General features: G+C 51.0%; 11 protein-coding genes and 1 pseudogene. 8 read left to right on the plus strand and 4 right to left on the minus strand.

Features of this window, described 5'->3' with window-relative positions:
• Nucleotides 1-10 precede the first annotated feature (10 nt).
• The 3 genes from I8U23_RS00095 to I8U23_RS00105 all read right to left on the minus strand — a co-directional run bounded on the left by I8U23_RS00095 (nucleotide 11) and on the right by I8U23_RS00105 (nucleotide 1,680).
• Nucleotides 11-955 carry a sulfonate ABC transporter substrate-binding protein gene (locus I8U23_RS00095; RefSeq protein ID WP_198050586.1) on the minus strand — a complete coding sequence of 315 codons (945 nt, stop codon included), beginning with the start codon at nucleotides 953-955 and terminating at the stop codon, nucleotides 11-13.
• Nucleotides 956-1,048: 93 nt separating this feature from the next.
• Complete coding sequence (locus I8U23_RS00100) at nucleotides 1,049-1,246, minus strand: YezD family protein (RefSeq protein WP_198050587.1); 198 nt, start codon at nucleotides 1,244-1,246, stop codon at nucleotides 1,049-1,051.
• Between the two features lie 8 nt (nucleotides 1,247-1,254).
• Nucleotides 1,255-1,680, minus strand: coding sequence for an RrF2 family transcriptional regulator (locus I8U23_RS00105; RefSeq protein ID WP_049719884.1), 426 nt, complete (start codon nucleotides 1,678-1,680; stop codon nucleotides 1,255-1,257).
• 332 nt (nucleotides 1,681-2,012) lie between these two features.
• On the opposite strand from I8U23_RS00105, the gene I8U23_RS00110 reads away from it, so the two are divergent.
• The 4 genes and pseudogenes from I8U23_RS00110 to I8U23_RS00125 all read left to right on the plus strand — a co-directional run bounded on the left by I8U23_RS00110 (nucleotide 2,013) and on the right by I8U23_RS00125 (nucleotide 8,302).
• A complete protein-coding gene (locus tag I8U23_RS00110) occupies nucleotides 2,013-3,722 on the plus strand; it encodes a sigma-54-dependent Fis family transcriptional regulator (protein ID WP_198050588.1) in 1,710 nt (569 codons plus the stop codon).
• Between the two features lie 201 nt (nucleotides 3,723-3,923).
• Nucleotides 3,924-5,528 carry a long-chain fatty acid--CoA ligase gene (locus tag I8U23_RS00115; RefSeq protein ID WP_232335407.1) on the plus strand — a complete coding sequence of 535 codons (1,605 nt, stop codon included), beginning with the start codon at nucleotides 3,924-3,926 and terminating at the stop codon, nucleotides 5,526-5,528.
• Between the two features lie 31 nt (nucleotides 5,529-5,559).
• Complete coding sequence (locus I8U23_RS00120) at nucleotides 5,560-7,113, plus strand: fatty acid--CoA ligase (protein WP_049719888.1); 1,554 nt, start codon at nucleotides 5,560-5,562, stop codon at nucleotides 7,111-7,113.
• A gap of 35 nt (nucleotides 7,114-7,148) precedes the next feature.
• Nucleotides 7,149-8,302 (plus strand): annotated as a pseudogene (locus tag I8U23_RS00125) (thiolase family protein).
• A 51-nt stretch (nucleotides 8,303-8,353) separates the two neighbouring features.
• Here I8U23_RS00125 and I8U23_RS00130 read toward each other — a convergent pair.
• Nucleotides 8,354-9,826, minus strand: coding sequence for a LuxR C-terminal-related transcriptional regulator (locus I8U23_RS00130; RefSeq protein WP_049719890.1), 1,473 nt, complete (start codon nucleotides 9,824-9,826; stop codon nucleotides 8,354-8,356).
• A 185-nt stretch (nucleotides 9,827-10,011) separates the two neighbouring features.
• Here I8U23_RS00130 and I8U23_RS00135 point away from each other — a divergent pair, with 185 nt between their 5' ends.
• From I8U23_RS00135 to I8U23_RS00150, 4 genes are read left to right on the plus strand one after another with little or no spacing between them, the layout of a single operon-like run.
• A complete protein-coding gene (locus I8U23_RS00135; protein WP_037993567.1) occupies nucleotides 10,012-10,908 on the plus strand; it encodes a R2-like ligand-binding oxidase in 897 nt (298 codons plus the stop codon).
• 57 nt (nucleotides 10,909-10,965) lie between these two features.
• Entirely contained in the window at nucleotides 10,966-12,702 is a 1,737-nt protein-coding gene (locus I8U23_RS00140; RefSeq protein WP_049719891.1) for an ABC1 kinase family protein, read from the plus strand.
• A gap of 25 nt (nucleotides 12,703-12,727) precedes the next feature.
• Nucleotides 12,728-13,066, plus strand: coding sequence for a hypothetical protein (locus tag I8U23_RS00145; protein ID WP_232335408.1), 339 nt, complete (start codon nucleotides 12,728-12,730; stop codon nucleotides 13,064-13,066).
• Between the two features lie 47 nt (nucleotides 13,067-13,113).
• Nucleotides 13,114-14,046, plus strand: a complete 933-nt coding sequence (locus I8U23_RS00150) for an NAD(P)H-dependent flavin oxidoreductase (RefSeq protein ID WP_037993563.1) — start codon at nucleotides 13,114-13,116, stop codon at nucleotides 14,044-14,046.
• The last annotated feature ends 354 nt before the right edge of the window (nucleotides 14,047-14,400 follow it).

A 14,400-nucleotide genomic window follows, 5' to 3' on the forward strand; every position in this document is an offset into this window, starting at 1 on the left:
TCCTTCCATTTTATTTAGGTGACCAAATCACATCGCGGACTTGGACGGATTGGGGGATCAGGCCGGTTTCATAGAAAGCCCGGGCAATTTGTTGCTGGTCCTGAACAATGTCCGGGCTGACGGGTTCAATCCCGTATTTCGCCCGCCGGATGGCGATATCGACCGGCTTGAAATCCATCCCGATTTGTTTGGCGAGCAATTTGGCGGTTTGATCGGGATTTTGGTTAAACCATTCGGCTGATTTTTGCAATTCATCCAAAAGGATTTGGATCTTGTCCGGATTCCCTTGTGCAAAGTCTTTGGACGAGAAATAGTAAGAACGGTTCGATGTGTATCCCTTTGCGTCCGTGAGGATCCGGACGTTCAAATCCGTCTGGGCATCGGCAAAATAAGGATCCCAAATGACCCATGCATCCACACTTTTTCTGATAAAAGCCGCTTTGGCATCCGCCGGCGGCAAATAAACCGGCCGGATATCCGAATACGAAAGCCCGGCTTTTTCCAATGCTTTAAGCAACAGATAATGAACATTGGAGCCCTTATTCAAAGCGACTTTCTTCCCTTTTAATTGCCGGATGTCATGAATGGGTGAGTCATCATGGACGACAATCGCTTCACCCTCGGGCCGTGGCTTGCCGGCTCCGATATACACCAGTGGGGTGCCCGCCGCTTGCGCAAAGATGGGAGGGGTGTTTCCCGTCTCCCCGATGTCAATGCTGCCGGCATGAAGGGCTTCCAGTAGTTGGGGACCGGCCGGAAATTGGATCCACTTTACCCGGATCCCCTGGGATTCGAAGCGTTTTTCCAAGGTTCCGCGGGCTTTTAAGATGCTTAGAACCCCGAATTTTTGGTAACCGATCCGGATTTCGTTTTTGTTGGCTTCACCGGACCGGCAACCAGCGGTCAGAGACAGTAATGCGATGAGAAGAACAACAGGAATCAATCGCAGGCGCATGTTATGTTTCACCTCTTGCTTTAAAAATGAAAAAAAGCCCCGACATCCCTGAATCCAAACAGGGTGTGGGGCCTCCAGTTTTCTGGTCGGCTGTTAAATGTTTTTTTGGTTGGGGTTTGCCCGGTCCGGAGAGGGACGGGATTTTTTCAAGGAGAAACGGTGTTTTTCCGTGCGGTCGATCTGCACAATGTTGGAATCATGGACCGTGATGACGACAGTCCCGTATTCGAGCCCTTCCAATGATTTTTGAATGCGCAGCATTTGTTCATCCGAAACAGCAGACGGTCTCATCTTGGTTTTCACGCCCCTTTGACATTCGGAATTTGACCTTCCAGCAAGTCTTTTAAAGTGGTCTGTTCCAAACACCGGGCAACGGTGTCCCGGATGAAGGCCCATAAAGGTTTCAACAAACAACCTTCCTCCAGTGGACAGGGATCATAAGCGGTCACGCTGACACATCCCATGGGGGCCAACGGCCCTTCCAGCTGCCGGATCACTTCTCCAATGATGATTTGCTCGGGCGGTTTATGCAAAAAATAACCGCCCCGGACTCCCCGCTTGCTCTGGACATAACCAAGGTTTTTCAGCTGAAGCAGGATCTGTTCCAGATAATTGAGAGGCACCCGGGTTTTTTCGGAAATTTCGGCACCGGGGATGACCGTGGAATGCTGTGCGAGAAGAATGAGGGTGCGCAAGGCGTATTCGCCACGGGTTGAAACTTTCATTGTTCAATCCCCTTTGCAGCTGAAAACAAGCCAAAGAATTCTTGACAATCTTGAGTGAATTTGTCGACTATTCGGCAAAGGCATGGAAATGGGTGAAACAATCCGTTTTTGAAAGAATTGTTCGTCTTATTATATTCTTTTGAAATTAATGTATTACAAATCTTGATCCGGGTCAATCGTTATTTTCATAATTTCTCATCGATTTACTATGATTTTATTTTCTGTGATCCGGACAAAATTCATTTTATGAAGCAGATCAGCCGATTTCACAGCCGGGAGCGGTTTTTTGTTAAAATGAAATTAGTATTTTCTGAATTTACCGGGAGGAGAGTATGATTCGACTGCAGGAAATCTTAAAGAAGGTGGATGTTTTTCTTTATCCGGAGGATAGCGTGCGGGATGCCGCCGCAAAATTGCTCCGTTCCCCGTCAGAGGCCATCCCCGTGGTGGATCCCCGCGGAACATTTCTGGGCGCCGTCACCCGGGACCATTTGCTGCAAATGGTTTTGCGAAAGCTGCCGCTTCATGCCCCGATCCAAGATCATTTTCCGCAGGATGACTCGTTTGCTGTTTCCAATCCCTCTTGGGAAGAAATCTTGGAAAAAATGGTTCACAGTCAGGTGGAAACCGTTTTTGTGTTGAACCGGGAAGGACAAGTCACCGGTTCGCTTTCCCGGTCGGACCTTCTCAGGAGGGCGTTTTCCTGGTGCCGGATGATGGAGAGGATCCTGGAACAAGGAAGTGACGGCTGGTTTTTGGTGAATGAAGAGGAGAAAATGGTTTTTGCCAACCAAAACCTGCTTGAACTCATGGCTTGTTCCGGGAAAGAATGGCTGGGAAAACCGATCGGCCAATTGCTTCCCGGACTGAAGCTGAAAGACATGATGAAAACGGGAAAGGCAGAAGTGTCCGGGTGGTTGGAAGCCAACGGCATCCGGTATCTGGTTCACGGTTGCCCGGTTTTTGAAAACGGGAAGGTGGCGGGGGTGGCCGGAAAAGTGATCTACCGGCATTGGGATCAAATCAAGAAGCGGTTGGAACAGCTGGACGAAGGGTTAAACGCGGAAACCGGCGGAAAGAGGCAGACCAAGCCGTCCCTTTTTACTTGGAAACAGGTAATCAGCCGTGATCCGGAAGTGGAGCGGTTAAAGTGGTGTGCCCGAAAAGCGGCGGCCGGGGATTCAACCATCCTGATCCGCGGGGAAAGCGGAACCGGGAAAGAGCTGGTGGCCCATGCCATTCATGTTGACAGTCCGCGCAGAAACGGACCGTTTGTCACCGTCAATTGTGCGGCTGTTCCCGAACATTTAATGGAAGCGGAATTTTTCGGATACGATGAGGGGGCATTTACCGGAGCCGGAAAGAAAGGAAAGCCCGGCAAATTGGAATTGGCGGATGGCGGAACGTTGTTTTTGGATGAAATTGGAGACATGTCTTTGAAACTGCAAGCCAAACTGCTCCGGGTGCTGGAGGAAAAATCATTTTACCGGGTCGGCGGCACCAGACGGATTGAAACCGATGTCCGGATCATCGCCGCGACCAATCAATGCCTGGAAGAGATGATCCGAAAGGGAACGTTCCGGGAGGATCTTTTTTACCGGTTGAACGTCATTGCGCTAAACATCCCGCCGCTGAGAAAACGGAAGCAGGATATTTTGCCGTTGTGCCGCCACTTTGTCAAAGAACTGAATCAAAAGCTGAGGACCGCCATCACCGGAATCGATCCGGAAGCAGAACAAATTTTGTTGAATTATCATTGGCCCGGCAATGTCCGTGAATTAAAAAACACTTTGGAACGGGCGATGATTTTTGCCGGGCACGGTTGCATCCGGTGGCAGGATCTCCCCTCTCCCCTGCGGGACCTGAAAAAAACCGCATGCCAAAAGGAGGATGGTTTGCTGAAACAAGCAGAAAAAAATGCAATTTGCCAGGCGCTTTTGGAGACGGGAGGCAATAAAGTGAAAGCGGCCCGTTTGTTGGGAATCAGCCGCTCCGTCTTATACGAAAAATTAAAAAAATACCAACTGCCGAATGCGTTTTGAACGAACGGTCCCGGGGGAACCATCCTGCTGTCCGGAAACCGGACACCGACCTTTGACAAGTGTCCGGTTTTTCGGAATCATCCCGTTTCGGGAGAAAGGGAGTAAAGGATTTTCCGGCCCTTTTTTCCGCACACCGTTGGCATTGGATTTGCTTATTGTTTGGATGATGGATTACAAGGAATCTGGGGGGGATTTTAAGGAATGCGTGCCACCATGATGAATTTTCCGCTGACGCTTTCGCATTTATTGGAAAGGGCCAACGATTTGTATGGTTCTGTTGAAATCGTCTCCCGAATGCCGGACCGATCATTGCATCGATATACTTACGCGGATTTTTACCGGCGTGCCCGGATGTTGGCCGGGGCATTGGAAAAAGCCGGCTTGAAAAAAGGGGATCGTGTGGCCACTTTGATGTGGAATCATTATGTTCATTTGGAAGCGTACCTTGGCGTTCCGGTTGCCGGCGGGGTTTTGCACACGCTGAATTTGCGCCTTCATCCCACGGAAGTTGCTTATATCATCCGGCATGCGAGGGACCGGTTTCTGATCGTCGATGATATCCTCTTGCCCCTTCTGGAAAAATTTCGGGATCAAATTGACGTGGAAAAAATCATTGTTGTCCCGCTCACCGGCCAACCGGTTCCTTCTTTCGGTGAAGATTACGAACAGTTCCTCGGGAGCGCCGGCGACACCTTTTCTTATGCCGGGCTGGACGAAAATGACGCCGCGGTGATGTGCTATACTTCCGGAACGACCGGAAAGCCGAAAGGCGTGGTTTATTCCCACCGGGCTTTGGTGCTGCATTCCTTTATGTTGGGGCTCAAAGACGGGTTGGGGATTTCAAGTGAGGATGCCGGGATGCCCATTGTTCCCATGTTTCATGTCAATGCCTGGGGGCTTCCTTTTGTTTCGGTGATGTTGGGCGCCAAGCAAGTTTTTCCCGGTCCGTTCCTGGATGCCGAAAACCTTCTGGACTTGATGGAAAAAGAAAGAGTGACTTTTGCGGCCGGGGTTCCCACCATTTGGTTTGATGTGTTGAACAAGCTGGACGAAAAGCCGGACCGGTGGGATCTGGATCCGGATCTCAAGCTTTTGATCGGAGGGGCTGCCCCGCCTGAATCGTTGATCCGGGGATTGGAACGGCATCGCCTGCAGGCGGTGCACGGATGGGGAATGACCGAGACCACGCCGGTGGCAACTGTATCCCATTTGAAGCCCCATTTAAAAGAAAGGACTGCCGAGGAGCAATTGGCATACAAATTGAAACAGGGAACTCCTGTTCCGTTTGTCGAGATCCGGGTGATGGACGGGGACCGGGAAGTTCCTTGGGATGGGAAAACGATGGGAGAGCTCCAAATCCGGGGGCCTTGGGTGACGGCCGGTTATTATAACCGTCCGGATGCCAAAGAGGTGTTGACAGACGATGGCTGGTTTCAAACCGGGGATGTTGCAACGATTGATCCGGAAGGTTACATGAAGATTACCGACCGGACGAAAGATCTGATTAAATCCGGGGGAGAGTGGATCAGTTCGGTGGATTTGGAAAATGAACTGATGGCCCATCCTTCGGTCAAGGAAGCCGCGGTGATTGCCATGCCGCATCCCAAATGGCAGGAGCGCCCGCTGGCGGTCGTCGTGCTGAAAGAAGGAAAAAAAGCCGGCAAAGAGGAATTGCGTGCGTTTTTGGCTTCGAAGTTCAGCAAATGGTGGCTGCCGGATGAGTTTGTTTTCACGGACTCTATTCCGCGCACTTCGGCAGGGAAATTTTCCAAAATGGAATTGCGGAAGAAATATATCAAAGGTTGATTCACTTTTTTAAAGGGGGTCCGCTTCGTTCATGTACCCAACCATCGGGAAGATCCTGGAGCAAACGGTTCAAAAGTATCCGGAAAAGGAAGCGCTGTTTGATGTGGAGAAGAACCGGCGCTGGACTTACCGGATGTGGGACCGGGAAGTGAACCGGCTGGCCCGGGCTTTCTTGGCAGCCGGGGTGAAAAAGGGGGACCGGGTTTCCACATACCTATACAACTCCGTGGAGTTGGCCACTGCTTTTTTTGCCTGCGCCAAAATCGGCGCGGTCTTCAACCCGGTCAATTTCCGTTTGACGGCCGAAGAAGTGGCTTATATTTTGCATGATGCCGAACCCAAAATCGTTTTATTTGAAAAAGAGCTGGAAAGTCATATCGCAAAGATTCACGGGAGATTCCCCCGGATCTCGTTTTGGATGACGGACGGGGACCCTCCTTGTTATGCGGAAAGCTACCAAAAACGGATCCGGATGGCTCCGGATACCCGGCCGGAAGCGGAGGTGTCGGAAGAGGACCTTTGCGGCATCATGTACACCAGCGGGACCACCGGCCGGCCCAAAGGCGTGATGCACCGGCACCGCGACATGATTGAGCAAAGTCTGATCATTTTGGCGATGATGCGTTTGACCCCGAAAGACCGGGGGCTGGTGACCGCTCCCATGTTTCACTGTGCCGAACTGCATTGTGCGTTTTTGCCGAGAGTGCATATCGGAGCCGGCCAGGTGATCATGCGCCAATTTGATCCGAAACGGGTTTTAAAACTGGTGCAGGAGGAGAAGGTCACCGTTTTCTTTGCCGCTCCCACCATGTGGAACATGTTGTTGCAGGAAGATTTGTCCCGGTACCGTTTGTCGTCGTTGCGGCTGGGATTCTATGGCGGGGCTCCCATGGCTCCGGCATTGATTCTACGTTGCCGGGAGAAGCTCGGCATCGGTTTGGTTCAAGCCTACGGAATGACGGAAATGGGGCCGGCGGTCACCTTCTTGTTGGAAGTGGAACAGATCACCAAAGCCGGTTCCGCCGGAAAGCCTTGTTTAAACCATGAAGTCCGGGTGGTGCGTGTGAAGGAAGGAGTGCCGTCGGATCCGGAGGACGTGCTCAAACCCGGTGAGACCGGGGAGATTCTCGTCCGGGGATCTTGCATGATGAAAGGATATTACCGGAAAGAAGAGGAGACCGGCAAAGCGCTGCATCAAGGGTGGTATCATACAGGGGATCTGGGTTATCTGGACGAAGACGGATATTTGTGGGTGGCCGACCGTTTGGATGATATGATTATCAGTGGCGGGGAAAATATTTATCCGCGGGAAGTGGAGGACGTGCTGTATGAGCATCCCGGGGTGTTGGATGTGGCGGTGTTGGGGGAACCGGATGAAACTTGGGGGGAGCGGGTGGTGGCGTATGTCGTTAAAAAAGATCCGGGGGTGACGGCGGATGAACTGGAACGGTTTTGCCGGCAAAGCGAAAAACTGGCCCGTTACAAACGGCCGAGAGAATACCGGTTTGTCAAGCAGCTTCCCCGCAACGCCAGCGGGAAAATTCAGAAGTTTCTTTTGCGAAACCAACACAAAAACCAAGCCTGATGAAACGTGAAAAAAGAACAAAGGAGAGATAGTCCATGCGGGAGGCAGTTATCATCGAAGCAGTTCGTACGCCGATTGGGCGGCGGAACGGCACTTTAAGCGGAATCCGCCCGGACGATTTGGCGGCCATGGTGTTGAAAGAGGTGGTCCGGCGGGCCGGAATCCCTCCGGAACTGGTGGAAGATGTGTTGATGGGGTGTGTGACGCAAACCGGCGAACAAGCAAGAGATATCGGGAGATTGGCCACATTGATCGCCGGATTTCCGGTGGAAGTGCCCGGGGTCACCATCGACCGGCAATGCGGTTCCAGCCAGCAAGCCGTCCATTTTGCGGCCCAGGCGATTTTGAGCGGGGATATGGATGTGGTCGTGGCGGCTGGCGTGGAAAGCATGTCCCGCGTGCCGATGTCTTCCAATTTTCAAGGCGCCGTCTTCAGTGAAAAGCTTACTTCCCGGTATGAGATGATCCATCAGGGCATTTCGGCGGAGCGCATTGCCGACAAATGGGGGTTTTCGCGGGAGCAGCTGGACGAATTTTCCCTCCGCAGCCATGAAAAAGCGGTACAAGCACGCAAAGAAGGGCGTTTCAAGCAAGAGATCATGCCGGTTGCCGTCCGGTTGCCCGACGGAAGCGAACAGGTGATTGATCAGGACGAAGGGCCGCGGGAAGACACTCCATGGAAAAACTGGCCGCTTTGTCTCCTTCCTTTGTGGAGAACGGAAAAATTCATGCCGGCAACTCCAGCCAAATCAGTGACGGCGCGGCGGCTATTTTGTTGATGTCCCGCGAAAAAGCGGAACAGCTGGGGTTAAAGCCCCGCTTTCGCATCTTGTCCCGTGTGGTGACCGGGTCCGATCCGACCCTGATGCTGACCGGACCCATTCCTGCAACGGAAAAGGTGCTGAAAAAAGCGGGATTGCAATTGGAAGAGATCGATCTTTTTGAAGTGAATGAAGCCTTTGCGCCGGTGCCGCTTGCTTGGCTTTGTGAAACGGGCGCTGATCCGGAAAAGCTGAATCCCAACGGCGGGGCGATTGCACTTGGACATCCGCTTGGAGCTTCGGGAGCCCGGTTGATGACGACCCTGGTGCATGAATTGGAACGAAGCGGCGGCCGGTACGGACTGCAAACCATGTGCGAGGGATACGGCATGGCCAATGCAACCATTATTGAAAGGCTGGATGAATAAAAGGGCGAATATGAGAAAAGGACGGTTGAACCCGCAGCTCAACCGTCCTTTTTATTTGATCAACCGTTGGCGCAGGGCTTTGGCAACCGCTTCGGCCCGGTTTTTGGCGTGCAACTTTTTAAAGACCGACCGGATATATTCGTTTACGGTGTGTTCGCTGATTTTCAGTCTGGCGGCGATCTGTTTGGTGCTTAATCCGTTGGCGCTGAACCGGAGAATTTGTTTTTCCCGGTGGGTGAGCGGGGAGGAGAGTTGAAGGGGAGACGCGTTGGCATAAAGTTTGGTGCGTAAATTCCGGGACACGCGGGTCAACAGGGAGCGGATGATTTCGATGGTGGTTTGTGAAACGTCAAATGGTTGTCCGTTCTGGTCCAACAAAAGCACGCCGGTGACATGATGGTGTTCTTCATATAAAGGAGCGACCAAAAGGGAAGTCAAACGGAAATGCCGGATGTGATGTTTTGGCAGCAGATGGTGTACCTGCCGGAAATACACGGGGCGTTTGACATCGAACAATTTGGAAATCCCGGGCACATTTTGTTCGGACTCATGAATCCGTTGGATTTCTTCCAATGGCACATTATACGAGCAGATGCCTTCCACCTTTTTTAATAAGGGATAGTACCAAAAAAAGGCGCTGCGTTGAAAGCCGGTCAGGCGGCAGATTTGTTTCATGCTGGTGAGCAAGGTTTCCTTGACGCCGCTGGTGGAAAGCAACGTGTCATCAAATTCCAGAATCGCTTCATATTGCCGGAGGGTGTCATATAACGGGCCGCTGGTATATTGTCGGGAAAACCGCAGGGCGTGCCGGATCCAACCCGCAATTTCCCGGGCATAAGACCGGGACAAAGCATTTTTGCTGCCCGAAATGGCCAGTGAGAGATGTTGGTTGACGGGTTCGGTGAATCCCCGGGCTTTTCCTTGGAGGATGCGGCGGACAAATAAAGTTTGTCTGTCCGTGGGGTATGCCGCAACCCAACGGTTGTTCCGCGGGTGGTGAACGGCCAGGTCCAGGACTTTTCCTTCGGAAGTGAGCACCGCTATTTTGTTCCACCGGACATCCGGCCGGATTTTTAATCCTTGCAGCAGTTCAACCAATGGGGAATAAGACCGGATGCGGGGAGAATCGAAAGCGCGGAGTGTCAAAAACGGCCATTGCATCAGGGCTTGGTTGATGTTCATGCACAGTGTGTGGATCTTGTGAAAGGCCTGTTGGACAAACGAAGAATCTTGCGATTCCATGACGAATTCCATGAGGATTTGTTCCAGGGATCCGACGGCAAAAAACCAATGTTTCGGATCAGCGACCGGCGTTTCATCCATCATCCATTGTTGCAACCGGCTCATCAAAGCGCTTTCGTCGGAAAGTGCGAGATCCAGGTGATCAAGCAGGAAAGAGAAAAGACGGGACAGAGCGGCTTTTTCTTCATCCGGGGCATTCCACTTGGATAATTTCAAATGCCAACGTGCCAAACCTTCCGGATATCTGCCGGAGATCAGATCGAGCAGTTGCTCTTTTTTCATGGCCAACCCCCTAAAAACCTTGGTTTTAGGGGTATTATAACCCAGAATATCAGGGATTGTCTAAATATTTCAAATAAAATAACATTTAATTGAAATGGTTGGATGCGATAAGGAGGGGCGCGAAGGCGTTTTGCTGTTGTTGTAAGCGGTGACATCTTGTTTGACTCATTGAGGGGGGATCGATCATGCGGGAACTGAAAACAACCGGTGAAAAGGGATTGGATCATTCGCTTTTGCCCATGCGGTTATACCACAAAGCGAAGAAGCTGGGGGTGTGGGATCCGAAAGACATTGATTTTACCCAAGATAAGGAAACATGGCAAACTTTCACGGATGAAGAAAAAGAAGCGAGTCTGCGCTTGGGGGCGATGTTTCAGGCGGGGGAAGAAGCAGTAACCCGGGATTTGCTTCCGCTCATCCGGGTGATTTCCATGGAAGGACGTTTGGAAGAGGAATTGTATTTGACGACATTTCTGTTTGAAGAAGCGAAGCATACCGAGGTATTCCGGAGGTTTTTGGATGAAGTGGTCGGCGGGGCCGGGGATTTGACGATTTATCATCAGAGCCACTTTAAGAAAATTTTTTACGAGTACCTGCCGCAGGCGATGGAACGTTTGATTGATGATCCGTCACCGGAAGCGCAGGCGGAAGCTTCGGTTACTTATAACATGGTGGTGGAAGGAATCCTGGCCGAATCCGGTTATCATGCATTTTATACCGCTCTCCAGGGACAACTGGCCATGCCCGGGATGTTTGAAGCCGTTACGAATTTGAAACGAGACGAAGCCCGGCATATCAGTTACGGGAGCTATCTTTTGCAGCGGCTCATTTCAGAGCATGATCACATATGGGATGTGGTTGTCAAACGGATGGAGTTGCTGCTTCCGCATGCAATTGGTGTGGTGGATGAAATCTTCGGCACGATGGATCCGTTTCCGTTTGATCTCAAAAAAGATGACATTGTTGCTTTTGCAATGAAACAGTTTCAAACACGCATGGAAGTGCTCCGGCGGGCGCGCGGAAAAACGCCGGATGAAATTTATTCCATCAGCGAAAAAGATGTCGGCTTGACGGATGAATAATTTTGCATTGGATCAGGCGGACCCGGTGTCCGCCTGTCTTAATCTTTGGAAGGGGGGATGGGTGTGTCCGTCGTGTCGGCGAAAGAGGTTTCGGATTTGGAGTTGGATCAGGCGAGGCGGGAAATTCTTGAAATGCGTTTGAAAATCACGAGAAGTCAACGGTATCGCACCATTGCCGGAATCTTTGCCAAGCACGGGTTGCTTCACTTGTTGGAAGACCGCGGGTTGTTCCGGCTGTTTTTTAAAAAGCGGACCCGGGAAGAAGAAGAAAAACTGCGCCGGTTCGGACGCCGGCTGCGGATGGTTTTTGAGGAACTGGGTCCCACTTTTATCAAACTGGGACAAGTTCTTGTTTCCCGGCAGGAAATCATTCCCGAGCCGGTGACGACGGAACTTTCGGAGTTGTTAAACGAAGTTCCTCCCATGCCTTTCCGCTATATGGCCGCGGTGATGGAAGACGGGCTTCCGGAAGGATTAAAGGAGTTTGAGTGGATTGACCCGGAACCGGTCGGATCCGCTTCATTGGCCCAAGTGTACCGTGCACAATTAAAGGATGGACGGGTTTGTGCCGTCAAAGTGGTCCGCCCCATCGTGGACAAACTGTTTGAAATCGATATTTCCATCATCCAAAAATTTGCCGGCCGGTTGCAAAAAAGGCTCCCTCCCCCATACGCAGCTTCAGTGGATTTAAACGGGTTGGTCCGTGATTATTACAGCAGTTCGACCAACGAACTGGACATGCTGGCCGAAGCCCGGACCATGAAAGAGCACCGGGAGATGATGAAGGATTTTGAGACCATTTCCGTCCCCGAAGTGTACAAGGTTTCAAAAAATGTCCTGGTGATGGAGTATGTGGACGGTTGGAATCTCAAAGAATTTCCGGTGGATTTTCTCACGTTTGAAGAACGGTTTATGCGGATGGTCGATTTGGCCCATTATTATGTCAAAACGTTTTCCGAAGGATATTATCATGGTGATCCGCACGGTTCCAACATCATGATCGATAAGCACACGAAAAAGGCGTATGTGATTGACTGGGGAATGGTTGGGCGGGTGGATTCCCTCCATACCGAAGCCATTTTCCGCATGTTGCTTCACACCCGCTTGAATCAGGCGGAAGATGCGGCGGAAGCCGTTTTGGATATTATCCAACCGACGCCTTACACCGATCCGATCCGCTTAAAAGATCAGTTGCGTTCCCATTTTGTGCACTATGTGAACAGTGATCAGGCGGGCAAATACAATTGGGGGAATCTCTTGATCCAGGCGATTGTGATCGGGGTGAAAAACCATTGCCGCATTCCCAATGCCATGGCTTTGTGGGCAAAAGGATTCACGGCCGCAGAAGGGACGGCACGGTGGTTGTGCCCGGAAATCAGTTACCACACGGTTGTGGAATCGGCCGATGTGCAAATCTTGAAAAGCTGGTTGTCGCGGAGGTTTAACTACCGGGCCAATGCCAGTTGGATCAGTGAAGTGGCGAAGCTGACCGGCACTTTGCCGCGCAGGCTGAACAAAATCCTGGAGCGGCTTGCGTGGAATGACTGGAAAGTGGTGGTGGAAAACCGGACCGATGATCATTTGGTCCGGCAAATGAACAAGATGGTCAACCGGATGGCGTTGGCTTGGCTGGCAAGCGGCTTATTCGTGGGATCGGCAGTTTTTCTTGCTTTTGGAAATGAATGGATGCAGTCAGTCCAGTCGATCAAATGGTTGATGCAAGGAATGCTGTGGGGGGCATCGGCGCTGAGTGTTTACCTGTTATGGAGAGTGTTCCGTTCCAAAAGAGCTTGACGGGATGACGGGAAGGGGGATGGCGTTGAAAGAGCGCAAAATGACCATGGAAGAGCGAATCGAAGCTTTCTTCCGGCAATCCGGCGGCCCAAACAACAGCAAAATCGAAAAGCTCTTGGATGAACATTTGCGAAACGGAAAAGACCACGGAATGCCGGGAAGGAAAGAAACGTTTGAGGATGCGGTCATCTGGACGGTTATGCATGATCCCAGCCTGTTGCTCTTGTTTGAGCGGATTCAAAAGTGGAGGACGGGGCGTTCAGAAAAGCAACAACAGCTTTTACAGTTGGAAGAAAAGATCAAAAACTTGGAAACGGAAATTAAAAAATTAACAGAAAAAAATAAAACCTTAAGTTTAGGCTGAAAATATTTTCAGATTCGGGTAAGATGTAGAAGAGGAGGCGATGAAACATGCCAAACTTGGAACAATTAACTTTGCCTGTGGTTGCAGCGCCGATGTTTCTGGTATCCGGCCCGGAATTGGTGATCGAGTGTTGCAAAGCCGGAATCGTCGGTTCATTTCCTTTGTTAAATGCAAGGACGTCCGAAGATTTGGATGTTTGGATGAAAAAAATTACGGAATCCATCGAAGAATTGGAAAAAAACCAAACCGTGGCCCCTTGGGCGGTCAACCTGGTGGTGCACCGGACCAACCGGAGATATGAGGAAGATTTGAAAGCGATCCAAAAATACAAGCCGCCCATTGTGATCACGTCCCTCGGCAATCCGGCGCCCGTGGTGGATGTTGTGCACGAATACGGCGGATTGGTGTTTTCGGATGTGAGCACTTTGCCTCATGCCAAAAAAGCCGCGTCTGCCGGTGTTGACGGATTGATTCTGGTTTGTTCCGGCGCAGGGGGGCATGGCGGGACGATCAACCCGTTTGCGTTCATTGGTGAAGTGCGCAAATTTTGGAACGGAAAGACGATTCTGGCCGGAAGTATTTCCAACGGCCGCGATATCCTGGCAGCCAAAGTAATGGGAGCGGATCTCGCTTACATGGGGACGCGTTTCATTCCGACGGTTGAAAGTTTGGCCAGTGAAGATTACAAAAACATGCTGATTGAGTCAGACTTGGATGATATCATCTACACCGACGCATTCAGCGGTGTCAATGCCAACTATTTGAAACCGAGCATCGAAAGAGCCGGTTTGGATCCGGAGCACTTGGAGAAAAAGGGAACCGTCGATTTCTCCAAAATGAATGAAACCGGTCCCAAAGCATGGAAAGACATTTGGTCGGCCGGCCACGGAGTGGGTCAGATCCGGAAAGTCCAAACCGTTCAGGAAGTGGTGGCGGAGCTGAAGCGGGAATACGAGGAAGCGGTTGGAAAAATCTCTTAAAAAGAAAGGGAATGTGGCTCTTTTCACAAGAGCCACCTGATGTATTTTATGTCCGGGCCGACCCGGATAACCGCGGGGGTTGTCGTTCATTCGATGCCATCCGGGCTGTCCGGCATTTTTTGTCCCGGGATCACGGATAAAAAGAGGAAATGGAAAAGATGAAACGAATATTTATAGTTAATTGTTGATCTTCTTTACAAGATGAGATCACATGGTTTAACATAGTGGCTGTTGGTATGGGATACATAATGATGAATAGTAAGTTCCCCGGGTTCATAGGGGCTTTTTTCCTGTTCATGGATGTTTATTGAAAAGTTGCTTTACTGTGTTATAATGAAGTGGTTATTGCGGGGA

It is taken from the genome of Thermoactinomyces sp. CICC 10735 (assembly GCF_016055175.1).
Taxonomy (GTDB): Bacteria; Bacillota; Bacilli; order Thermoactinomycetales; family Thermoactinomycetaceae; genus Thermoactinomyces; species Thermoactinomyces vulgaris.